The 20,603-nt window shown below is 61.7% G+C and carries 22 protein-coding genes and 2 tRNA genes; 17 read left to right on the plus strand and 7 right to left on the minus strand.

The window, feature by feature from the left end; translation table 11 throughout:
• Positions 1–450: 450 nt before the first annotated feature.
• Positions 451–741 carry a hypothetical protein gene (locus tag ACU8HS_RS00770; RefSeq protein ID WP_447015229.1) on the plus strand — a complete coding sequence of 97 codons (291 nt, stop codon included), beginning with the start codon at positions 451–453 and terminating at the stop codon, positions 739–741.
• Positions 742–781: 40 nt separating this feature from the next.
• Here ACU8HS_RS00770 and ACU8HS_RS00775 read toward each other — a convergent pair.
• Positions 782–855, minus strand: a tRNA-Cys gene (locus ACU8HS_RS00775).
• 461 nt (positions 856–1,316) lie between these two features.
• Between ACU8HS_RS00775 and ACU8HS_RS00780 the strand changes: the two genes are divergently transcribed.
• Positions 1,317–1,706 carry a KTSC domain-containing protein gene (locus ACU8HS_RS00780; protein ID WP_112754300.1) on the plus strand — a complete coding sequence of 130 codons (390 nt, stop codon included), beginning with the start codon at positions 1,317–1,319 and terminating at the stop codon, positions 1,704–1,706.
• Between the two features lie 101 nt (positions 1,707–1,807).
• Here ACU8HS_RS00780 and ACU8HS_RS00785 read toward each other — a convergent pair whose 3' ends face one another.
• Positions 1,808–2,101: a hypothetical protein gene (locus tag ACU8HS_RS00785; protein ID WP_112704967.1), complete on the minus strand. Its 294-nt coding sequence runs from the start codon at positions 2,099–2,101 to the stop codon at positions 1,808–1,810.
• Between the two features lie 118 nt (positions 2,102–2,219).
• Here ACU8HS_RS00785 and ACU8HS_RS00790 point away from each other — a divergent pair.
• The 5 genes from ACU8HS_RS00790 to ACU8HS_RS00810 all read left to right on the plus strand — a co-directional run bounded on the left by ACU8HS_RS00790 (position 2,220) and on the right by ACU8HS_RS00810 (position 5,607).
• Positions 2,220–2,294 (plus strand) — tRNA-Asn (locus ACU8HS_RS00790).
• Positions 2,295–2,686: 392 nt separating this feature from the next.
• The gene (locus tag ACU8HS_RS00795; RefSeq protein ID WP_447015230.1) at positions 2,687–3,574 is read left to right on the plus strand and encodes a helix-turn-helix domain-containing protein; all 888 of its coding nucleotides are present in this window, start codon (positions 2,687–2,689) and stop codon (positions 3,572–3,574) included.
• A 164-nt stretch (positions 3,575–3,738) separates the two neighbouring features.
• Entirely contained in the window at positions 3,739–4,143 is a 405-nt protein-coding gene (locus ACU8HS_RS00800; RefSeq protein WP_447015231.1) for a GlcG/HbpS family heme-binding protein, read from the plus strand.
• A gap of 41 nt (positions 4,144–4,184) precedes the next feature.
• Positions 4,185–4,988, plus strand: coding sequence for an SDR family oxidoreductase (locus ACU8HS_RS00805; protein ID WP_447015232.1), 804 nt, complete (start codon positions 4,185–4,187; stop codon positions 4,986–4,988).
• A 70-nt stretch (positions 4,989–5,058) separates the two neighbouring features.
• The gene (locus ACU8HS_RS00810) at positions 5,059–5,607 is read left to right on the plus strand and encodes a nuclear transport factor 2 family protein (RefSeq protein ID WP_447015233.1); all 549 of its coding nucleotides are present in this window, start codon (positions 5,059–5,061) and stop codon (positions 5,605–5,607) included.
• Between the two features lie 286 nt (positions 5,608–5,893).
• On the opposite strand, the gene ACU8HS_RS00815 is transcribed toward ACU8HS_RS00810, so the two are convergent.
• The gene (locus ACU8HS_RS00815; RefSeq protein WP_113413451.1) at positions 5,894–6,553 is read right to left on the minus strand and encodes a peroxiredoxin; all 660 of its coding nucleotides are present in this window, start codon (positions 6,551–6,553) and stop codon (positions 5,894–5,896) included.
• A gap of 285 nt (positions 6,554–6,838) precedes the next feature.
• Here ACU8HS_RS00815 and ACU8HS_RS00820 point away from each other — a divergent pair, with 285 nt between their 5' ends.
• Positions 6,839–7,636 carry a creatininase family protein gene (locus ACU8HS_RS00820; RefSeq protein ID WP_447015234.1) on the plus strand — a complete coding sequence of 266 codons (798 nt, stop codon included), beginning with the start codon at positions 6,839–6,841 and terminating at the stop codon, positions 7,634–7,636.
• On the opposite strand, the gene ACU8HS_RS00825 is transcribed toward ACU8HS_RS00820, so the two are convergent.
• Complete coding sequence (locus ACU8HS_RS00825; RefSeq protein WP_447015235.1) at positions 7,637–8,587, minus strand: LysR substrate-binding domain-containing protein; 951 nt, start codon at positions 8,585–8,587, stop codon at positions 7,637–7,639.
• Positions 8,588–8,770: 183 nt separating this feature from the next.
• Here ACU8HS_RS00825 and ACU8HS_RS00830 point away from each other — a divergent pair, with 183 nt between their 5' ends.
• From ACU8HS_RS00830 to ACU8HS_RS00855, 6 genes are all read left to right on the plus strand, one after another.
• Positions 8,771–9,787 carry an ABC transporter substrate-binding protein gene (locus tag ACU8HS_RS00830; RefSeq protein WP_447015236.1) on the plus strand — a complete coding sequence of 339 codons (1,017 nt, stop codon included), beginning with the start codon at positions 8,771–8,773 and terminating at the stop codon, positions 9,785–9,787.
• A gap of 67 nt (positions 9,788–9,854) precedes the next feature.
• Positions 9,855–10,679, plus strand: coding sequence for an ABC transporter ATP-binding protein (locus tag ACU8HS_RS00835; RefSeq protein ID WP_447015237.1), 825 nt, complete (start codon positions 9,855–9,857; stop codon positions 10,677–10,679).
• Complete coding sequence (locus ACU8HS_RS00840; protein WP_447015238.1) at positions 10,679–11,533, plus strand: ABC transporter permease; 855 nt, start codon at positions 10,679–10,681, stop codon at positions 11,531–11,533. Before ACU8HS_RS00835 ends, ACU8HS_RS00840 begins: the two co-directional genes overlap by 1 nt.
• A complete protein-coding gene (locus ACU8HS_RS00845) occupies positions 11,533–12,843 on the plus strand; it encodes a cytosine deaminase (RefSeq protein WP_447015239.1) in 1,311 nt (436 codons plus the stop codon). The genes ACU8HS_RS00840 and ACU8HS_RS00845 overlap by 1 nt, the downstream gene beginning before the upstream one ends.
• A 1-nt stretch (position 12,844) precedes the next feature.
• The gene (locus ACU8HS_RS00850; RefSeq protein WP_112704918.1) at positions 12,845–14,254 is read left to right on the plus strand and encodes an FAD-binding oxidoreductase; all 1,410 of its coding nucleotides are present in this window, start codon (positions 12,845–12,847) and stop codon (positions 14,252–14,254) included.
• On the plus strand, positions 14,251–14,832 hold the full coding sequence (locus ACU8HS_RS00855) for an NAD(P)H-dependent oxidoreductase (RefSeq protein WP_447015240.1): 582 nt from the start codon (positions 14,251–14,253) through the stop codon (positions 14,830–14,832). The genes ACU8HS_RS00850 and ACU8HS_RS00855 overlap by 4 nt, the downstream gene beginning before the upstream one ends.
• A 110-nt stretch (positions 14,833–14,942) precedes the next feature.
• On the opposite strand, the gene ACU8HS_RS00860 is transcribed toward ACU8HS_RS00855, so the two are convergent.
• The 3 genes from ACU8HS_RS00860 to ACU8HS_RS00870 form a co-directional block, all read right to left on the minus strand.
• A complete protein-coding gene (locus tag ACU8HS_RS00860; RefSeq protein WP_112572177.1) occupies positions 14,943–15,332 on the minus strand; it encodes a RidA family protein in 390 nt (129 codons plus the stop codon).
• 75 nt (positions 15,333–15,407) lie between these two features.
• Positions 15,408–15,971, minus strand: coding sequence for a methylated-DNA--[protein]-cysteine S-methyltransferase (locus ACU8HS_RS00865; protein ID WP_112572179.1), 564 nt, complete (start codon positions 15,969–15,971; stop codon positions 15,408–15,410).
• Positions 15,972–16,058: 87 nt separating this feature from the next.
• Positions 16,059–16,646 carry an RBBP9/YdeN family alpha/beta hydrolase gene (locus tag ACU8HS_RS00870; protein ID WP_447015241.1) on the minus strand — a complete coding sequence of 196 codons (588 nt, stop codon included), beginning with the start codon at positions 16,644–16,646 and terminating at the stop codon, positions 16,059–16,061.
• Positions 16,647–16,944: 298 nt separating this feature from the next.
• Between ACU8HS_RS00870 and ACU8HS_RS00875 the strand changes: the two genes are divergently transcribed.
• From ACU8HS_RS00875 to ACU8HS_RS00885, 3 genes are read left to right on the plus strand one after another with little or no spacing between them, the layout of a single operon-like run.
• A complete protein-coding gene (locus tag ACU8HS_RS00875; protein WP_447015242.1) occupies positions 16,945–18,399 on the plus strand; it encodes a cryptochrome/photolyase family protein in 1,455 nt (484 codons plus the stop codon).
• A complete protein-coding gene (locus ACU8HS_RS00880) occupies positions 18,396–19,727 on the plus strand; it encodes an NAD(P)/FAD-dependent oxidoreductase (protein ID WP_447015243.1) in 1,332 nt (443 codons plus the stop codon). The genes ACU8HS_RS00875 and ACU8HS_RS00880 overlap by 4 nt, the downstream gene beginning before the upstream one ends.
• On the plus strand, positions 19,724–20,572 hold the full coding sequence (locus ACU8HS_RS00885; RefSeq protein ID WP_447015244.1) for a DUF1365 domain-containing protein: 849 nt from the start codon (positions 19,724–19,726) through the stop codon (positions 20,570–20,572). The genes ACU8HS_RS00880 and ACU8HS_RS00885 overlap by 4 nt, the downstream gene beginning before the upstream one ends.
• Positions 20,573–20,603: the final 31 nt, after the last annotated feature.

Raw genomic sequence — 20,603 nt, forward strand, 5'->3', positions numbered from 1 at the left:
GCGGTTCTTGTCCTCCGTCTCTTAATCTCCGGCACGGATGCTTTCAAGGCTTGCCGGCAGTCGGTTTGCAGAATCCCGCCCGCCCTTCCCCGCATGCAACAGGTGAAGACCGGAAGCTGCAACTCCTGCGTGGAACAAATGAGCGTTTGGTGATATGATCGCAGGCGGAGGAAATGAGGAGGAGCAGGCGATGTCTGCCATTCTGGAATATTTGACGCTGTTCGACTTTTTCATCCTCGCAGCGCTCGTCGGCATATTCTGCTGCGGCCTGCTGGACGGCGAAAAGACCTGAACAGATCGCCGCCTCGGGCGAACATCTCCGGGCGCCGGCACGGTGTCCGACAACAGCTCGACGCCCCCTCGCGGATCAATAAGGCACGCCGGTCCGCGCCATTAACTTTATGTCAACCATATTGTTGCGCCGGCTGCGGCTTTCGATAGGTTGGCCGCATGCAAACATTCGCCATTCAATCGCCGGATATCGAAGCGCTCCACTACAATGCGCAGGCGCGGCTGCTGCTCGTGAAATTCAAAAGCGGCGCCATCTGCAGCTTCACGCGCATTCCGGCGCAGGCGCTGCAGCGCCTGCTCGGCCCTAACGTGCGGATAGAGAACGAAACGGCAGAAGACGATGCCGACTATCTGGCGGGCCTGCGCAGCGGCGGATTGCGGGCGCTCTATGCCCTGACGGGCATCAAGCCGGCGCAATTCGATTTCGCCGCGGTTCCCGGCATCTGGTGATGCGGAACTGCGGGCCGATTTACATGTCAGTGGAAATATTTGGAGGCCTCGCCCGGAATTGAACCGGGGTACAAGGATTTGCAGTCCTCTGCGTCACCACTCCGCCACGAGGCCTCACAGGCTGTCATGTTAGCCGTGGCGAGCGTTTAGAATGATCGTAAGGAAATCGCAAGAGGGCTTTCCAAAAACATTTCCTGCAATTTCAAACTCCGGCCACATCGCGCGCCTACAGAGGCGGGACCGATCCAACCCGGAAAGGCGCTGCCACCGCAGCGGGCGCGGCTGATGTCAAAAGGCTCATTCTGCCGAAAGTTCGCGCTTGCCTGAACAACAATTAGGCTAATAGCTGCTCAGACAGGCCATCACATTACCCCGTCCGCGCAATTGGCAGGTGTCAGCGAGTTTATCCCGTTGCCTATACTCACTCAATGGGTGTGTTCTGCAATCGAGACAACGCTTTCATCGACTTTATATTAGATATATCGAAATATAAGCCCTAATATCGACAATAAATTCTTAACTTGACTTTCAGAATCCTCGTTCCATCCTAACCTCTGGGAGAGACAGGAGCAGACATGAATTGGGTGCCTTTGAATTCCAGACAGATTCGCGCTGTCTCCTACGATCCCGAGACCCAGGTTCTGTATGCCAAATTCGCCGGGCGCGGCGCAGTCCGGCATGTCGGGGTGCCGCAGCATATTTACGACAATCTCGTCGAAACCAGCGATCCGGAATTCTACTATAAATATTATCTGGAGCCTTCGCGTATCCAGACCAGCTGGTGGCAGAAAGCCAATCTCGGCTCCCATGCGGTGAAGGTCCTGATATTGCTCATCGGCGCACTGGTGATCACGGCGACGGCGCTTGAGGAAAATGGCGAGCTGCCAATCCATCTGTCGGAGATCACCGGGGCCGGAACGGCGGCCGCAGGCTCCGGCGAAAATCCCGCCCTCTCCCAGCAGTGACGGGAGCCCGGCCCAAGCCGCAACGTGCCGGTCCTGCGTCAAGGCAATTTAACCGGCGCCCGCCGTGCCCGGCATTGCCGCCTGCAGCGTCTTTGACGATTTCAGACCGGTCGCTTTCGGCGATGCCACCAGACCGCGACACGGCGGCGCCACCTGCGGGCTACCGACAGGTCGTGAGACAGGACAAGGAAACCCAGCGGCAGCATCCAGAAGCCGAGAATGGGTAAAAAACCGAGGACGCCACCAAAAATAAGCAGCGTTCCGGTGGTCATGCGGGCGATGCGCGAACGCGGCATCGGCAGCCGCAGCGAGCCGAGAACCAGCTTGCCATCCCTGTGATCGATCCCGAAACGCGTCTCTCCGGCCTTTTTCGGCCCATTTTTCCTGCTAGTCATCCACAAGAGATGGGCGCAAGCGCCGCGAATACAAGCTGATTTCATTTTTTTGAAAAAACTGCTTGGCAAATCGGGAAAGCATTTGTATTACCCCGCTCACGCCGCGGCCAAGCGGTGATCCCTGGTAGCTCAGCGGTAGAGCATTCGACTGTTAATCGACAGGTCGCCGGTTCGAATCCGGCCCGGGGAGCCAGTTTCTCGCTAGAGCGCGCCAAAGGCGCGCTCTAGTCGTTTAAGGCCTCTTCTCAGCATAGTCGATCCCGGTTTGCCGTCGTTTCGGCGCCCGATGTCCAGGCATGTCGCCGGGCCACGGCAAGATCGATGCGGGCTTGCCCCCTCCAGGCGCTGACGTCGCCAAGTCGGCGGCGATAATCCTTGAGGGTTACGGCACTTGAACTCGCCGGCGTTTTTGTCAAAATCCCGATCCCGATGCGCAGGACCCCGAAGGCAGCACGGACTGCTTCGGGAAACATTCATTGATATATCCAACAGGACTGCCGATTGGCGGCAGCGTGGCACCGGCAAGCGGCAGCCGGCACCGAACAATTCAAATTTTCAGCCCCATCTTCATGGCGAGGATGCGACATGGATTTCGAAGCATCGCAGGGGGACAGGAAATATCGCACCAGCGAGCGGGTGGGCGGGCTTGTCGAATGCTCGTCGCTGCAGGTCGAACTCAGGCGTTTCGATCCGGGCTGGCAGGTCGACCTTACGCTCGAATGCACGGAAATAGCCGTCCTGCTCTCGGGCCAGTCGAAGATCAGGTGGACAGGCGACGGCCACAGGCGGGAAGCGATTGCCCGTCCCGGCGTCGCATGGGTATGTCCGGCCGGCGTGCATGAGAGCGATGTGGAAATCGTCGGCACCATGCCCGAATCCCTGCACATCTTCCTGCCGCCCTCGCTCGTTGCCGAGAACGCGCTTTCGAACTTCGACATCGACCCGGCCAGGGTGCAGCTCGCCTATGCCGGGGCCGTCCCCGATCCGGTTGTCCTGCAGCTTGGGGAACTTTTCCGGGGGGTGCTCAATCGAAAACTGGAGCCGACGGACCGGCTGTTCCTCGACGGGATCCAGCTGGCGCTCGCGGCACATTTGCTCGGCACCTATTCGTCCGCCCGTTGGCGCCCGCCCGTGCGCAAGCCGGCCATCGATCCCAAAAGGCTGCGGCGCGTGCTCGATTTCATCGAGGCTCGCATCGCCGCGGAGATAACGCTTGAAGATCTCGCCGCCGAGGCCTGCCTCAGCCCGTTTCACTTTTCCCGCCAGTTCCGCGCGGCCACCGGTTTTGCTCCGCATCGCTACGTTACCGAACGCCGGATCGAGGCGGCCAAGGAGAAGCTTCGCTTCGCGCAGTCCTCGCTCGTGGAGATCGCCATCGATACCGGCTTCGGCTCGCAGGCAAACTTCACCCGCGTCTTCCGCAAGAGGACCGGCCTGACGCCCGGCCAGTACCGCGCACTCTTCACCGCTTAGCAACATTCGCCGGACGTGGGCGTTCGCCCTCTCCCTTTGTGCCGTCCGAGCGCAAGATCTGCACATAGTGCAGCAAGAGATGGAAATACGAAAACGCGCCTTGCGGCCTACACCTGTCTCGTCGAACGGGGAGCATTCCTCGAACGAAAAGAGGAGACAGGGACATGATTACCATTGAAGACGCTCGCAGGATCATTGCCGCCGGCGAGGCGCGGGCGAAAGAAATCGGTGTTCCGGCCAATATCGCGGTCCTCGACGCCGGCGCCCATATGAAAGCCTTTGTCCGCATGGACGGCGCGCTGCTGGGCTCCATCGATATCGCCGTCAGCAAGGCCCGGACGGCGGCGCTGTTTTCCATGCGCACAGAAGCGATCGGTGAATTCTGCAAACCCGGCGGCACCTCGTTCGGCCTGGAGCAGACCAATGGCGGCCTCGTCGTCTTTGCCGGCGGCATTCCCCTCACCGACAGCAGCAACATCGTGATCGGGGCGGTCGGCGTGTCCGGAGGGGCTGTCGCCCAGGACCGCGCGATCGCCGAGGCCGCCGCAGCGGCGGCCACCACCGTTTGAACGCGTTTTTTCAACCGCAGGCACATCGAAGGGACATTGTCATGAGCAAGACCATCCTCATCACCGGCGCAGGCTCCGGCTTCGGCAAGGCCGCCGGTATCGGCATGGCCAGGAACGGCCACAGCATCATCGCCACCACGCAGGTTTCGTCCCAGGTCACGCCCTTGCGTGAAGAGGCGGCCGCCCTTGGCCTGAAGAATTTTCGTGTCGAGCGCCTCGATCTCACCGACCCCTACGACATCAAACAGGCGCAGGGTTGGGATTTCGACGTGCTCTGGAACAATGCCGGCATGGGCGAAGCCGGTCCTGTCTGGGAAATCCCGGTCGATCTCGTGCGCAAGAACTATGAAGTCAACGTCTTCCTGCCGCTCACGCTGACCCAGGGCGTCGTCCAGAAATGGGTCCGCGAAGGCAAGAAGGGCAAGGTGGTCTTCACCTCCTCCATGGGCGGCCTGTTCACGCCCGCCAACTGGGGCACTTACGTCTCCACCAAGCACGCGCTCGAATCCATCGCCGAAGCCCTGCAGCAGGAACTCGGCCCCTACGGCATCAAGATCCAGACGATCAATCCCGGCGCCTATTACACCGGCTACAATGAGACGATGGCCGACAATCCGTTCCGCTGGCTGGACGACAGCAAGAACTTCACCAAGCGCGCCGACCTGCGCAGGGGCTTCGACGAATTCTTTGCCACACCGGAAGGCAAGATGGACCCGAAGGAAATGATCGACCGGATGATCGAGATCGTCCCTGCCGATAGCGGCCGGTTCCGCAACGTCGTTCCGAAGGTCATCGAAGACATGCTGAAGGACCATCAGCTCAAGGCCTGGGAAAACCAGATCTGACCGGCGACGAACCCGCAAACGGCACCCGCTCGGCGGGTGCCGCACCAGCACCCCACCCCTGGAGGAAGCCATGTCCATGACCGCAAGCGCGACCGTCCGCAGCCCAGCATCCCTCGGCCGCCGCATTTTCCACGCCGCCCTCGGCATTGCCGCCGCCATCCTGGCCCTCGGCGGGCTCGAAACCCGTGCCGCAGCGCAGGCGTTGACCGAAACCGAACGTCGCAACAAGGCCGCCGTCGAGGCCGGCTTCGAAGCCTGGGCGAACGGCACCGGCAGCCCCTACGACCTGCTTGCCGACGACGCCCGCTGGACGATCGAGGGCTATTCGCTGGCATCGAAGACCTATCCCAGCCGCGAGGCGTTCCTGCGTGAAGTGATCCGCCCGTTCAATGCGCGGATGAAGGCGCCGCTGAAGCCCGCGATCCGCAACGTCTATGCCGACGGCGATACCGTGATCGTGTTTTTCGACGCCCGCGGCATTGCCCGCGACGGGAAGCCCTACGTCAATACCTATGCCTGGTTTCTCGACATGCGCGACGACCGCATCGTCCGCGCCTCGGCCTTCTTCGATTCGGTCGCGTTCAACGACTTCTGGACCCGCGTGACGCCGTCCGAATAGGCCGGCCCATTTGACTTCGCTCAAACGACCGGGACTGAAAGCACCGTAATCTCCGTCGGCAATCGACGGAGATTATCATGCCAACGGATACCATCATCATCGTAGCAGGCGTTGTCGCAGCATTTGCGTTTTTCGCAGCCGGCCTCGCCTACGCGAGCATCACGTCCAGCAAATAGAGAACATAAAGCCCATACGCTCAAAATACGGGGCTTGGCAGCAGGTCAGAAAAACGCCCCGCGGACGGGGCGTCTATTGATTCCATCACTCGGTCAGCGCCGCGGCGATTTCAGGCCGTCGGCTGCCTGGTCTTGCGCAGATACGGCAGAACCGTATCGAAGGAGCCGAAGCGGGCAATGGCGTCTTCGTTGGAGACGGCGGCGGTGATGATGACGTCGTCGCCCTGGTTCCAGTTGGCCGGCGTTGCAACCTGATGCCTGGCGGTCAGCTGGATGGAATCGATGGCGCGCAGGATCTCGTTGAAATTGCGGCCCGTCGTCATCGGGTAGGTGAGGATCAGCTTGATCTTCTTGTCCGGGCCGATGACGAAGACCGAGCGCACGGTGGCGTTATCGGCGGGCGTGCGGCCTTCGGAGCTTTCGCCGGCGCCGGCCGGCAGCATGTCGTAGAGCTTGGCGACCTTGAGATCCTTGTCGCCGATCAGCGGATATTCGACATCGAAGCCGGTTGCCGTCTTGATGTCGTTCTTCCATTTGCCGTGGCTTTCGACCGGATCGACGGAAATGCCGATGATCTTGACGCCACGCTTGGTGAACTCGCCTTCGAGACCGGCCATGGTGCCGAGCTCGGTCGTGCAGACCGGGGTGAAATTCTTCGGATGCGAGAAGAGGACGGCCCAGCCGCCACCGATCCAGTCGTGAAACTGAATGGGGCCTTGGGTCGTGTCCGCAGTGAAATCGGGAGCGATATCGTTGATACGTAGACTCATGGTCGGCCCTCCAGTTGCCAATCGTTTATTTCGAACACTTGCAGGCATGCCTGCATGCTGGTGACTATCTACAGACCTGTGCCAAGCGCGGTCAAACCAAAGCCTTCCCCGAAAAGGGCGGCGGCGAAATATTATTTCCCGCCGGCGACCCTGCGTGACAGCGAGCCAGAGACACGATGAGACATCATGCGCGCAAAAAGGCAACGGCGCGCACGCAAATCGATGCTTTTCGCATGCCGCGTTATTGCCTACTCACTCTCCAATAACGACAAGAGAGACGCGGCGATGGCGACACCATTCTACTGGAACGAACTGAACACCTACGATTTTGCCGCGCTTTCCGCCGATACGACCATCGCCATCCTGCCGATCGCTTCGACCGAACAGCACGGCCCGCACCTGCCCATCGCAACCGATGTCGCAATCGCCAACGGCATGCTGGCGGAACTGCGCCGGCAGCGGCCCGGCGACCTCGACATCCTCGTCCTGCCGACCCAGGAAATCGGCAAGGCCAACGAGCATGTCTACGGTCCGGGCACGCTTTCCCTCGGCGCCGAACTGCTGATCCCTGTCTGGACGGCGATCGGCGCGAAAGTGGCGGAAGCCGGCCTGCGCAAGCTCGTCATCGTCAATTCGCATGGCGGCAACGTCGATATCATGAGCATCGTCGCCCGCGAGTTGCGCGTGCGCCACCAGATGGCCGTCGTTTCCACGCAATGGGGACGTTTCGGCAATCCCGACGGCATGATCAGCGAGCACGAGACGCGTTACGGCATTCATGGCGGCGAGGTGGAGACATCCCTGATGCTGCATTTCCGGCCGGACCTGGTGCGGATGGAGAAGGCCCAGAATTTTGCCTCGAAGGCCGAATGGATGCGTGAGCAATCCCGCCATATCCAGCCGCTGCCGCCGCATTCGCTGGCCTGGATCGCCCACGACCTCAATCCGAACGGTGTCGTCGGCGATGCCTCGAAGGGCACGGCCGAAAAGGGTGAAGCGATCTGCCGCCATCAGGTGAAGGGCTTTATCGAGTTGCTCCAAGACCTGAAGCGCTATCCGCTCGCCAACCTTTATTCACAGTAGTCAGGAGCTAACAGGCCGCTCCAGCGGAATGTGCCCCTTGGCCTGCAGTTCCTGAACGAGGCCGGCGAGTTCGGCCAGCAGATATTCGACGAAAAGGCTCGTGGCGGAATCGAGCGGCGCACGAGCGCGGGCAAAGAGTTTCATCGGCTGATGGCGGCTGTGCGGCTCGGCAATCGGGCGGAACACCAGTTCGCCCTGCCGGCATTCGGTGATGACGTCGAGCGGGTTCAGCATGGAGAGCCCTGCCCCGCATTTGACGAGTTTCTTCAGCATTTCCGAAGCATTGGTTTCCAGAACCGGCTCGACGGAAACGTCGAGTCGCGCCATGGCAAGGTTGATGACCTCCCGCAGGCTGGTGCCCTGCTGGGCAAGCACCAGCCGTTCCTGCACGACATCGGCGAGATTGATCGGACCCGGCCCGATCAGGGGGTGGCCGGGCGGCAGGATGACGCCGATCGGGATATCGAAATTGCCGAGCGTGCGGATACCGGGTGTCGCGGGAATGTTGAAACCGAGGCCGATATCCACTTCCCCCGAAAGCACCGGGTTGACGGTCGTCGTGCCGGCATCGTTGCGCAGCTGGATGAAGACGCGCGGATGCTCCGACTGGAAGCGGGCGATGATTTCCGGCAACGGGCCGGAGGCAAGGCCGACGGTCGTGACCAGCCGCACCTTGCCGGCCTGCTGCATCTTCAGGCTTCGGATGCGCCCCTCCAGCCGCTCGTAGTTCTTCAGAACCTCGCGAATATGCTCGATGCAGAGTTCGCCGGCAGCCGTCAGGCGCAGCCCCCTCGGCAGGCGCTCGAAGAGCGGTGCGCCCATTTCCTCCTCCAGCGCCAGGATCTGGCGGTTGATGGCCGAAGACGCGACGTTGAGGCGCGCCGCGGCCTTGCGGATCGACCCCGTGCGGGCGATCTCGTTGATGTAGAGAAGCTTTCTGGAGTGCAGCATTCCGGCCTCGTTGCATTGTTTTTAAGCACGGCGCCCAATTTAGGCACAGACCGCGGATGGGATGCCAAAAAGGCATCGTTGCGCACGAATTTTGATGCTTTTCAAAGAGCGAAGCAACCGCTCAAATGAAGAAAATCGGGGGCCGAAAACGAGCTTCCGGGGCACCAGAAGGGGAACGCCGCCATGTCCAACAGATTGAAAACATCCGTCTTTTCTGCAGTCCTTGGGCTTGGCGGCATGCTTGCCGCCAGCGTACCCGGCTATGCGCTCGACAAGGTCAGCTATGGCACCAACTGGCTGGCGCAGGCCGAGCATGGCGGCTTCTATCAGGCCGTGGCCGACGGGACCTATGCCAAATACGGCCTGGACGTTTCCATTGTGCAGGGCGGGCCGAACGCGGCCAACAGCGCACTGCTGATCTCCGGCAAGATCGATTTCTATATGGGCGGGCCGCAGGGCGAGCTTTCGGCCGTCGAGCAGGGCATTCCGCTCGTCGATGTCGCGGCGATCTTCCAGAAGGATCCGCAGATCCTGATCGCCCATCCCGATGCCGGCGTCGACACGTTCGCCGATCTTGCCAAGCTGAAGACGCTGTTTCTCAGCAAGGACGGCTACCTCACCTATTTCGAGTGGATGAAGGCGAATTTCCCGGGCTTCAAGGACGAGCAGTACAAGCCCTATAATTTCAATCCGGGTCCGTTCCTTGCCGACAAGCACTCCGCGCAGCAGGGCTACCTGACCTCGGAACCCTACGAGATCCAGAAGCAGACCGGCTGGGAGCCGAAGGTCTTCCTGCTCGCCGACAACGGCTATTCGCCCTATTCGACGATGATCACCACGACGCAGCAGATGATCGACAGCAAGCCTGATGTCGTCCAGCGCTTCGTCGATGCCTCGATCGAAGGCTGGTACAACTATCTCTACGGCGACAACAGCAAGGCCAACGAGCTGATCAAGAAGGACAATCCGGAAATGACGGATGGCCAGATCGCCTATTCGATCGCCAAGATGAAGGAATACGGCATCATCGAATCCGGCGAGGGCCTGGACAAGGGCATCGGCTGCATCACCGACGCGCATTACAAGAAGTTCTTCGACGAGATGGTGGCGATCAAGGTCGTCAAGGCCGACACCGATTACACCAAGGCCTTCACGACGAAATTCGTCTGCAAGAATGTCGGCGCGTCGCTGAAGAAGTAAGCCTCCCAAGGCGGGCCCGTCGCGCTTCAGCGGCGGGCCGCATCCCCTTCGATCAAAGAGCGAGAGAATGTCCCTAGCCGAAACCAAGGCGGCGCCTTCGAAGGAGACACGCAAGCGGCCGCTGGTCGTCATGCAGTCGGTCTCGAAGGTCTTTTCCAGCGGCACGATCGCGCTTTCGGGCATGTCGCTGACGGTCGAAAGCGGCGAGTTCATCAGCCTTCTCGGTCCCTCCGGCTGCGGAAAATCCACGGCCTTGCGCATCATCGCCGGTCTCGGCGATGTCTCCGCGGGCAAGATCGACTGGCCGAGTTCGCGCATCAATTCGAAGGGCCTGCCGGAAGGCGATATCGGCTTCGTCTTCCAGGAACCGACACTGATGCCGTGGAAGACGGTTTTCGGCAATGTCTACCTGCCGCTGAAGCTGCGCGGCGTTTCCAAGGCGGACGCCAGGGAGCGGATCATGGAGGTGCTGGCAACGGTCGGCCTCGCAGATTTCGCCGATGCCTTCCCGCGCGAACTGTCGGGCGGCATGAAGATGCGCGTTTCGATCGCCCGTGCGCTGGTGACGAAGCCGAAGCTGCTGCTGATGGACGAACCGTTCGCGGCGCTTGACGAGATCACCCGTCAGAGGCTCAACGACGACGTGCTGCGGCTGTGGAAGGCGACGGGCATCACGGTGATTTTCGTGACGCATTCCGTCTTCGAATCCGCCTATCTCTCCAACCGCATCGTCGTCATGAAGGCGCGGCCGGGCCGCGTTCACGCGGATTTTCCGCTGACGACCAGCCTCGAGCGGGATTCGCACTACCGAACCTCGGAAGAATACCGGCAGGCCTGCGAGACGGCGTCGCGTTCGCTGATCGAGGCGATGGGCGGAGCGGAGGACCATTGATGAGCGTCGAGAGTATCGAAACGGCCGAGGTCTTGCCCCCGCCCCTTCCCAATCCGATCAATGCCGGCAGGCGCGATCTGGCGCTGCGCATCGCCGTGCCTTTTCTCGTCATCGGCGTGCTGATCGTCATCTGGGAAATCTATGTCGTGATGTCGGGCGTGCCGCCCTATATCCTGCCCGGCCCCGGCGCCGTCGCGGCCGCCTTCGTCAATGATTGGGGCACGCTTGCCCCTGCCCTCTGGGTGACGACCCAGATCACCTTCATATCGCTTGCGCTGGCGCTGATCGGCGGCGTCGGTTTTGCGATCTTCCTGGTGCAATCGCGCTGGATCGAAATCGCCTTCTATCCGCTCGCGGTCATCCTGCAGGTCACGCCGATCGTCGCGATCTCGCCGCTGATCCTGATCTATGCGCCGTCGACGCAGGTCGCGCTTCTGATCTGCGCCTTCCTCGTCGCCTTCTTTCCGATCCTGTCGAACATGGTGCAGGGCCTGAAGAGCGTCGATCACAACCTGATCAACCTCTTCGAACTCTATGGCGCCTCGCGCTGGCAGACGCTGATCTATCTGAAGATCCCCGCCGCCCAGCCCTATTTCATGACCGGGCTTCGCATCGGCGGCGGCTTGGCGCTGATTGCAGCCGTGGTTGCGGAATTCGCCGCGGGTTCGGCGGGTGCGGGTTCCGGCCTCGCCTTCCGCCTGCTGGAATCGCAATACCGCATGAATATCCCCCGCCTCTTTGCAGCGCTCTTCATGCTGTCGATGCTCGGCGTCGCGATCTTTGCCATCACCTCCTTCATTTCATGGCTCAGCCTGCATCGCTGGCATGAGAGCAGCCTGAAGCGGGAAAACTGATGACCTATTCCTTCATGTCTCCTCCCAATGCGGGCCGCTTCGTGCTGGCCAATGCGACGCTTCCGGCTGTCGCGACCGGCTACGCGGCCCCGGCAACGGAAGGGCTCGTCAAGGCCGATATCGTGATTGCGGATGGCCTCATCGCGGCAATCCTGCCGCCGGGCACGGCGCCGGCGGAATTTGCCAAATCGGACATGAAGGAAGGCATGGTCTGGCCCTGCTTTGCCGACATCCATACGCATCTGGACAAGGGCCATATCTGGCCGCGCAAACCCAATCCGGACGGCACGTTCATGGGCGCGCTCGAAGCCGTCGGCAGGGACCGCGAGGCCAACTGGTCGGCCGCCGATGTGCGCAAGCGCATGGAATTCTCGCTGCGCTCGGCCTATGCGCACGGCACCGGCCTGATCCGCACGCATCTGGATTCGCTCGCTCCCCAGCACCGCATTTCCTTCGAGGTGTTTGCCGACATACGCGACGAGTGGAAAGAGAGGATCGCCCTGCAGGCGGTCGCTCTGTTCCCGCTCGACAATATGGCCGACGAAGCCTTCTTCGCCGATCTCGTCGCCGTCGTGAAGGACACGGGCGGCCTGCTCGGCGGTGTCACCAGGATGGGACCGGCACTCGACTGGCAGCTCGATACGCTTTTGCGGGCGGCAGCGGAGAACGGCCTCGATATCGATCTGCATGTCGACGAGACGGACGATCCGGGTGCCGAGACATTGAAGGCGATCGCCGAGGCCGTGCTGCGCAACCGGTTCGAAGGCAAGGTGACGGCGGGCCATTGCTGCTCGCTGGCGCGGCAGGATGACGATGTTGCGCAGCGGACGGTGGAACTGGTTCAAAAGGCGGGGATCGCGGTCATCTCACTGCCGATGTGCAACATGTACCTGCAGGACCGCTATCCCGGCCGCACGCCGCGCTGGCGCGGCGTCACGCTGTTCAAGGAACTGGCGGCGGCCGGTGTCGAGACGGCCGTTTCCTCCGACAATACGCGCGACCCCTTTTATGCCTACGGCGATCTCGACCCTGTCGAAGTGTTTCGCGAGGCGGTGCGCATCCTGCATCTCGACCATCCGCTCGACACCGCGGCGCGCGTCGTCACGACGTCACCGGCCAGGATCGCCGGCAGGCCGCAGATGGGGCGCATTGCCATCGGCAACCCCGCCGATCTCGTGCTCTTCAGCGCAAGGCGCTGGAGCGAATTCCTTTCCCGTCCGCAGTCTGACCGCGTCGTGCTTCGCCGCGGCAAGGTGATCGACCGCAGCCTGCCGGATTACCGTGAACTCGACAGCGTCGTTGGAGCCTGACATGGCCGATTATCAGAAGATCAAAAAAGAACTCGAAGGCATCGCGATCGAGGACAATCCGGCGCTCGTTCGCCAGAAGAGCCGGGATTTCTACTGGTATTCGCCGATCCTGAAGGCGCAGCTCGACAATGTGACGGCCGATATCGTCGTCACGCCGAAAAACGAGGCCGAGGTCATCCAGACGCTCAAGGTCGCCTTCGCCCATGGCGTGCCCGTCACGCCACGTGGTGCGGGCACCGGCAATTACGGCCAGGCCATGCCTCTATCAGGCGGCATCGTGCTCAATCTGGCGGCCATGGACAGGATCAAGGAAATCCATCCGGGCCGCGTGATCTGCGAACCCGGCATCGTGATCGCCCAGCTCGACAAGCAGACCAAGGCCCATTCCGGCCAGGAACTGCGCTTCCACCCCTCGACCGCGCAGACGGCGACGGTCGGCGGTTTCATCGCCGGCGGTTCGGGCGGTGTCGGCTCGATCACCTGGGGCGGCTTGCGCGATCTCGGCAATATCCTGCGCCTGCGGGTCGTGACCATGGAGGCGGAGCCGCGGGTGCTCGACCTCACCGGCTGGGACCTGCAGAAGGTCAGCCATGCCTATGGCACCAACGGCATCATCACGGAAATCGAGATGCCGCTCGCACCCGCCTATGACTGGGTGGACGTTCTGGTCGGCTATGACGACTTCATGGATGCGGTGCGCTATTCCGATGCGCTGGCGAAGTGCAACGGCATTCTCGTCAAGGAAATCGCGCCGATCGCCGCTCCCATTCCGCATGACTATTTCACCCGCCACAAGCCCTATATCCGCCAGGGCCAGTCGATCGTCGTGCTGATGATCGCGCCGCACTCGATGGATGCCTTCCTGGCGTTCACGGCAGCGCAGAAGGGCGAGATCATGTTCCGCTCCGACAAGGTCGAGAGCATGCGCGGCATCCCGCATGCCTACGAGCTTGCCTGGAACCACACGACGCTGCGTGCGCTCAAGGTCGATCCCAATTTCACCTATCTGCAGGTGCAGTATCCGGGGCCGGATCATGTCGCCAAGGTGCAGAAGATGGTGGAGATTTTCGGTGACGAGGTGCCCGGCCATCTCGAATTCATCAAGTTCGACGGGCAGATCCAGTGCTCGGGCCTGCCGCTGGTGCGCTACACGAGCGAGGAGCGGCTGGAAGAGATCATCAGGATCCATCAGGATCATGGCTGCCCGATCTTCAACCCGCACCGCTATACGCTGGAAGAGGGCGGCATGAAGCGCACCGACAAGGTGCAGCTTGCCTTCAAGCATGAGACCGATCCGAAGGGGCTGCTCAATCCCGGCAAGATGATCGCCTGGGAAAATCCCAATTTCGATTTCAATGCCGGCAAGAATTATCTTTTCCCGGGCCTCGCCGCCGTCATGGAGGCTTCATGAGGGTTCTTGTCCTCCACTCGCACCCGGTCGAGGAAAGCTACGGCAAGGCACTCTACAGGCAGACCCTGGAGAGCCTCGCCAAGGCCGGGCACGAGGTGGATGCCTGCGATCTCTACGCGGAAAATTTCGATCCCGTTCTCTCACGGCATGACCGGCTCGTCTACCACGACTACCCGGACAATACATCGCTGGTGAAACCCTATGTGGAAAGGCTGAAGCAGGCCGAGGCGCTGGTCATCTGTACGCCGGTGTGGAATTTCGGTTTTCCCGCCATCCTCAAGGGCTATTTCGACCGGGTCTGGCTTCCCGGCGTCTCCTTCGAACTGGTGGACGGCAAGGTCGAATCCCGGCTGCGGCACATCAGGAAGCTCGGGGCGGTGCTGACCTATGGCGCGACACCTTTCCGCGCCTTCGTTGCCGGCAATCCGCCGAAGAAGATCGTCAAGCGGGTCTTGCGGGCGCAAATCAACCCGCTCAACCCCGTCACCTTCCTCGCCCACTACGATATGAACAATTGCACGCCGGAGACGCGAGCGGCGTTTCTGGCGAAAGTGAAGTGCGCGATGGAACGCTTCTGAAGCAGATCGCTCCAAACTGCGCGCCTTTTCCGCGGCAGGCTTGTCGCGCAAGATGTGCCGTGGTCTTGAGACCACGGCATGGCGATCGCAGCAGCGCCTGAAATCAGACCTCAGAAAACCTTCGCGGCCGTCACTTCCACTTCGACCAGGAATTCCGGCCGGGTAAAGCCGTTGACGATAATGAGCGTCGAAACGGGTTTCGGGTCGAGTGTGAAGCGGTCGCGCACGGCCATATAGGCCGGGAAATCCTCCCGCTTCGTCACGAAGCCGGAAATGCGGATGACATCGGCAAAGCTCATGTCGGCCGCCGCGAGGATCGCCTTGATCGCCTCGAAGCAGAGTTCGGCCTGGGCCGTCACATCCTCGGGGACTGTTTCATCAAGGCCGATGCCGAGCTGACCGGAGGTGACGAGCAGAGAGGCGCCGGGCGGCACGAGAAGGCCGTGGCTGTAATTTCCGAAGGGGCGGCGGACGGAAGGCGGATTGAAAATCTTCTTCATGAAAAACCTCGCTGCAAACAGGGATTTATAGCGAGGAATTTCGGTGCGTTCCAAGCACCTGCTGCCGGTTTCCGGTCAGAAATCCAGAGATTGCTGGGCCGGCGCGGGCGGGCCGACATGCACGCCTTCAAGCTCCAGCATATGCAGCTTGGCATTCGAACCGCCGGGCGCCGAAAAGCCGCCGATCTTGCCGCCTGCGGCCAACACGCGATGGCAGGGAATGATAAGCGCGACAGGGTTTTTCGCCATTGCCTGGCCGACGTCGCGGGCAGCTTCCGGCCCCGCGCCAAGCTCCCTGGCGAGCGTGCCGTAAGTGGTCGTGCGTCCCCAGCCGACACGGCGGGCCGCGGCATAGATATCGCGGAAGAATGCGTCCTGGCCGTCGAGGTCAACGACCACGGTGGAGAAATCGACTTCCTCCCCTTCGAAATAGCGCTTCACCGCGGCAACGGCCTCGAGAATCTGCGGCGTCGGCCTGCCCGGTTCGGCAGCCGGCAAGCGGCGCAGCAACAGGCGTTCGGTCGCCTCGGCGCTCCTGGTCGGCAACTGGAACCGCGTCACGCCGGCATTGCTCCAGGCAATGCCGCAAAAGCCGCCGGCGGTTTCGAAGATCAGGTATTGGTGCAGTTTCTGAGCCATGGTGAAGCCCTCACATTCCGTCAGGCAGCAGAATCGTACCGCAAGGGCTCAAGTTCAACCCGTTTCTTGCGCAGTCCCGGCAAAATGTCAGGCCGATGCGGCAGTTGCCGATAGCGTGGGCATCTGCGGCCGCTTCGCTTTCGCCTTGCCTTTGACCGCATCGAACAACGCATAGCCCCCGGTCCAGCGGCCGAAGCCGCTGGCGATGTTGATATGGCCCGCCAGCCCTATGTTGCGGACCTCGGTTTTCCAGAGGCGGGCGTAGAAACTCAGGCGGTCGAGCGACATGTATTTGTCGTCGAGGCTGCCGACGGTAAGGCTCGGAAAGGGAAACGGGCTCGTCGGCATGGGGCCGAAGGCGAGCGAACCGGAATGCAGCCTTTCCGTTGCCGGCAAATCGCACGGCGCGACCAGAAGCGCTCCCTTCACCCGGCGGGCCAGCGGCCGGTCGGCGAGCCTCGCCGTCAGGATGCAGCCGAGGCTATGGGCAACGATATAGGCTTCCCCCGCCTCCTGAAGCGCCTGCTCCAGCCGTTCCATCCAGTGGTCAAGGCGGGCGTGATTCCACTCGGCCTGGGCGACAAGCCGGCTCTGCGGCACATCATCAAGCCAATAGTGCTGCCAATGCCCCTCGCCGGAGCCGAACAGGCCCGGCACGATCAGGATTTTCGTCATCGCTGCCTCCTGGCGCACGCGCAGCAGATTGCTGCGGCGCATGCCCGCCAGAATTATCCATAAATTTTATGGACTAAAGAAACGAAGCTCCAAAACCCGCAGGAAAGCTGGAAAATCCATCGCTGGGGCCAAAGGCTGCCGCTCGGCGAAGCATGCCGATAGGACAGCGGACCGGGCAAAGACCCTTCACCGAGACAGATCGGCTCGACCGGCCTTTTTCATGCGCGCCGGGTGAAACTGTTGATCCGGTTGCCTCGTACTTCCGTAACAAGCCCAGAGGCAAGACAGGGAGCAGCCAGTGGCACGCGAGACTGTTGCAAGAGCGGTAATCGTCTGGTTTCGCAAGGATCTGCGCCTTGACGACAACAGGGCTCTCCATGCGGCATGCGCATCGGGGCGGCCGGTCATTCCGCTCTACATCCGGGAACCCGGTGAAGACGGCACCGGACCGCTTGGCGCCGCTCAAGCCTGGTGGCTGCACCATTCGCTGCATGGGCTCGATGCCACCATCAGGAGACATGGCGGCAAGCTCGTCCTTGCCAGCGGCCATGCCCGAAACGTGCTCGCCGACATCATCAGGCGAAGCGGTGCGGAGGCGATATTCTGGAACCGCCGCTATGATCCGCCGGGGACCGCAATCGATACGCGCCTCAGGCACGAACTGGAAAAACAGGCAATCGAGGTGCGCAGCTTTAGCGGCCAGTTGCTGCACGAGCCGACGATACTGAAGACAACGAGCGGCACGTCCTATCGCGTCTATGGGCCGTTCTGGCGCGCCCTCGAAGAAAGTGGGGAGCCGGAGGCGCCCGTCGATCTGCCCCAGCGCTTCCGCTTCCCCCAACAGTTTCCCGCATCCGAAACGCTCGCCTCCTGGAATCTTCTGCCGCAGAAACCGGACTGGGCGAAATCCTTTCCCGACATGTGGACGCCGGGCGAAGCGGCCGCCCACGAAAAGCTCCGGGATTTCATCGAAAACGGGCTTCATGGCTATTCGAGCGACCGGGATTTCCCCGGCAAGACGGCAACCTCCCTGCTCTCCCCGCATCTGGCGTTCGGCGAGATTTCGCCGGCGCGCGTCTGGGAGGCGACAAAGGGTCTTTCCCGCCGCATCCCATCCGACGATCTCGTGCGCTTCCGCAGGGAACTGGCATGGCGGGAATTCTCCTACCACCTGCTCTTCCATTTTCCGGAACTTGCCAGGGCCAACTGGAACGACAGTTTCGACGGCTTCGGCTGGCGCAAGGATGAAGACGGATTCCATGCCTGGTGCAACGGCCAGACGGGCTATCCCATTGTCGATGCCGGCATGCGCCAGCTGTGGCGTCATGGCTGGATGCACAATCGCGTGCGGATGATAACGGCCTCGTTTCTCGTCAAGGACCTGCTGATCGACTGGCGGCGAGGCGAAGCCTGGTTCCGCGATACGCTGGTCGATGCGGACCCGGCCAACAATGCCGCCGGGTGGCAGTGGGTGGCCGGATCGGGCGCCGATGCCTCGCCCTTTTTCCGCATCTTCAATCCCGTGCTGCAAGGCGAGAAATTCGATGCCGCCGGCGGCTATATCAGGCAATTCGTGCCGGAGATCGCAAAGCTCGAGGACAGATATATCCACCGCCCCTTCGATGCCCCCGAAAGCGTGCTGGAAAGGGCCGGCATCAGGCTCGGCGAAACCTACCCCAACCCGATCGTCGATCACGCCATGGCGCGCCGGCGGGCGCTCAAGGTCTTCAACGCCATAAAGGATGCAGCATGAACGCGCATGTTCCTTGCCTGCCGCGCCGCCTCAAGGTCGCCGTCATAGGGTCGGGCATATCGGGCGCATCCGCGGCCTGGGCGCTCAACCCCGTCCATGACGTGACACTCTACGAGAAGAACGCCCGGCCGGGCGGCCATACGGCAACGGTCGATGTCGATTATGACGGGCTGAACATTGCCGTCGATACCGGCTTCATCGTCTATAACGAGCACAATTATCCCAATCTGACCGCGCTCTTTGCCGAACTTGGCGTGTCCACGCATGCCAGCGACATGAGTTTTTCGCTGTCGCTCGATCAGGGCCGGCTGGAATGGAGCGGCGGCGGGCTGTCGGCTATATTCGCGCAGAAGCGCAACCTGCTCAGCCCCTCCTTTCTCTGGATGATCCGCGAGATCCTTCGCTTCAACCGCACCTGCCTGGAAGATCGCGCGGCAGGGCATCTCGCCTCGCGCTCGATCGGCGATTATCTCGACTGGCGCGGCTTCTCGCCGGGTTTCACCAACAACTATCTGGTGCCGATGGCCGCGGCGATCTGGTCGACGCCGTCAGCGCGGATGCTGCAGTTTCCCGCCGAACATTTCGTCAACTTCTTCGACAATCACCGGCTGATCTATCGCCGGCAGCATCAATGGCGCACCGTCAGCGGCGGCAGCCGCAACTATCTGAAAAGGCTTCTGTCTCCACTCGGTGATAGAGTAAAGCTCGGCTGCGGCGTGCGCGGCGTGATCCGCAGCGACAAGGGCGTCACGCTGATCGACCAGACCGGCGACGAAGCCTTTTTCGACAAGGTGGTCCTTGCCTGCCACAGCGATCAGACGGCACGGCTGCTGATGGACGCGACGGATCAGGAAAAGCGCCTGCTCGCCGCCGTCCCCTATCAGCCCAACCGCGTCATCCTGCACCGTGACGCCAGTCTGATGCCGACACGGCGAAAGATATGGGCCTCGTGGAACTACCTGCGTTCGAGCCATGCCGACGGCAGGGCCGGCGTGGCCGTGACCTACTGGATGAACAGGCTGCAGGGCATAGAGCAGGGCTTTCCGCTCTTCGTCACGCTCAATCCGGATCGTGAGCCGGAGGGCCATAAGGTCTTTGCCGAATTCACCTATGAGCACCCGCAGTTTTCCGCGGAGGCGATGGCAGCGCAAGGCGCGATCGCAGCCATTCAGGGAAGGAACAACTGTTATTTCGCGGGCGCCTGGACGGGATACGGTTTCCACGAGGACGGGCTCGTTTCCGGCCTTGCGGCGGCCGAAGCGCTGGGCGGGATCGCCCCCTGGCGGAACGCCTGCCCCCGCGGAAACATGCTGGAGACGCTGGCATGACGGCATCCCGCGCATCGAAGCCTGGCGTCAGCATGACGCGCAACGGCCCTCCGCCGGAGGCAGCGGCGGTGCTCTATGCGGGCGAAGTCATGCACCAGCGCATGAGGCCGTTCGGCCATCGCTTCCGGTACCGGGTCTTTTCGCTCTCCATCGATCTCGACCGGCTCAAGGAGGCCGACAGGCAATCGGCGCTGTTTTCGGTCAACCGCGGCAATCTCGTCTCGTTCCATGAAGGGGACCATGCGGCAGGCGGAAGCCTGCGCTCTTATGCCGACCGCCTGCTTGCGGAGGCCTGCGTCGAGCGACCGGCCAAAATCCTGCTCGTCTGCTATCCGCGCATCCTCGGCTACGTCTTCAACCCGCTTTCTGTCTATTATGCCTTCGACGGGAACGATGCGCCGGTCGCGCTGATCTATGAAGTGCGCAACACGTTCGGCGAACGGCACAGCTATGTCTGCCCTGTCGAGCGGGAGGAAATCTGCGAAAGCGGCATCCGCCAAAGCTGCGACAAGCTGCTTTACGTTTCCCCGTTCATAGCCACGAACATGCGCTATCACTTCCGAATGCTGCCGCCCGGCCGGGAAATCCGCTGGCGTATTCTGGAAACCGATGCGGAAGGACCGCTTCTTGCCGCAACGTTCTGCGGCCGGGAAAGGCCGCTGACCAGCCGCGCGCTCGGCCATCTCCTCGCAGCCATTCCCTTCCTGACGGTCAAGATCATGGCCGGCATTCACTGGCAGGCTCTGAAACTCTGGCTGAAAGGCGCAGTTTACATCCGCAGGCCACCGCCTCCGCCGCCTGTCAGCGTGAAGCCCGCGAGCCGGCTTGCAGAAGCTGCGGAATGAATCTAGCGTTTGCCGCAATCGCCGGAGGAGA

The organism is Rhizobium sp. KDH_Rht_773_N (assembly GCF_052946295.1).

What these genes read in the sequence shown, in the direction of transcription:
- ACU8HS_RS00830 (WP_447015236.1), top strand. Translation starts at nt 8,771, where the DNA reads ATGTCCAACAGATTGAAAACATCCGTCTTTTCTGCAGTCCTTGGGCTT.
- ACU8HS_RS00785 (WP_112704967.1), bottom strand. Translation starts at nt 2,101, where the DNA reads ATGACTAGCAGGAAAAATGGGCCGAAAAAGGCCGGAGAGACGCGTTTC.
- ACU8HS_RS00770 (WP_447015229.1), top strand. Translation starts at nt 451, where the DNA reads ATGCAAACATTCGCCATTCAATCGCCGGATATCGAAGCGCTCCACTAC.
- ACU8HS_RS00780 (WP_112754300.1), top strand. Translation starts at nt 1,317, where the DNA reads ATGAATTGGGTGCCTTTGAATTCCAGACAGATTCGCGCTGTCTCCTAC.
- ACU8HS_RS00885 (WP_447015244.1), top strand. Translation starts at nt 19,724, where the DNA reads ATGACGGCATCCCGCGCATCGAAGCCTGGCGTCAGCATGACGCGCAAC.
- ACU8HS_RS00835 (WP_447015237.1), top strand. Translation starts at nt 9,855, where the DNA reads ATGTCCCTAGCCGAAACCAAGGCGGCGCCTTCGAAGGAGACACGCAAG.
- ACU8HS_RS00840 (WP_447015238.1), top strand. Translation starts at nt 10,679, where the DNA reads ATGAGCGTCGAGAGTATCGAAACGGCCGAGGTCTTGCCCCCGCCCCTT.
- ACU8HS_RS00810 (WP_447015233.1), top strand. Translation starts at nt 5,059, where the DNA reads ATGTCCATGACCGCAAGCGCGACCGTCCGCAGCCCAGCATCCCTCGGC.
- ACU8HS_RS00815 (WP_113413451.1), bottom strand. Translation starts at nt 6,553, where the DNA reads ATGAGTCTACGTATCAACGATATCGCTCCCGATTTCACTGCGGACACG.
- ACU8HS_RS00820 (WP_447015234.1), top strand. Translation starts at nt 6,839, where the DNA reads ATGGCGACACCATTCTACTGGAACGAACTGAACACCTACGATTTTGCC.
- ACU8HS_RS00845 (WP_447015239.1), top strand. Translation starts at nt 11,533, where the DNA reads ATGACCTATTCCTTCATGTCTCCTCCCAATGCGGGCCGCTTCGTGCTG.
- ACU8HS_RS00825 (WP_447015235.1), bottom strand. Translation starts at nt 8,587, where the DNA reads ATGCTGCACTCCAGAAAGCTTCTCTACATCAACGAGATCGCCCGCACG.
- ACU8HS_RS00860 (WP_112572177.1), bottom strand. Translation starts at nt 15,332, where the DNA reads ATGAAGAAGATTTTCAATCCGCCTTCCGTCCGCCGCCCCTTCGGAAAT.
- ACU8HS_RS00880 (WP_447015243.1), top strand. Translation starts at nt 18,396, where the DNA reads ATGAACGCGCATGTTCCTTGCCTGCCGCGCCGCCTCAAGGTCGCCGTC.
- ACU8HS_RS00850 (WP_112704918.1), top strand. Translation starts at nt 12,845, where the DNA reads ATGGCCGATTATCAGAAGATCAAAAAAGAACTCGAAGGCATCGCGATC.
- ACU8HS_RS00870 (WP_447015241.1), bottom strand. Translation starts at nt 16,646, where the DNA reads ATGACGAAAATCCTGATCGTGCCGGGCCTGTTCGGCTCCGGCGAGGGG.
- ACU8HS_RS00795 (WP_447015230.1), top strand. Translation starts at nt 2,687, where the DNA reads ATGGATTTCGAAGCATCGCAGGGGGACAGGAAATATCGCACCAGCGAG.
- ACU8HS_RS00800 (WP_447015231.1), top strand. Translation starts at nt 3,739, where the DNA reads ATGATTACCATTGAAGACGCTCGCAGGATCATTGCCGCCGGCGAGGCG.
- ACU8HS_RS00805 (WP_447015232.1), top strand. Translation starts at nt 4,185, where the DNA reads ATGAGCAAGACCATCCTCATCACCGGCGCAGGCTCCGGCTTCGGCAAG.
- ACU8HS_RS00855 (WP_447015240.1), top strand. Translation starts at nt 14,251, where the DNA reads ATGAGGGTTCTTGTCCTCCACTCGCACCCGGTCGAGGAAAGCTACGGC.
- ACU8HS_RS00865 (WP_112572179.1), bottom strand. Translation starts at nt 15,971, where the DNA reads ATGGCTCAGAAACTGCACCAATACCTGATCTTCGAAACCGCCGGCGGC.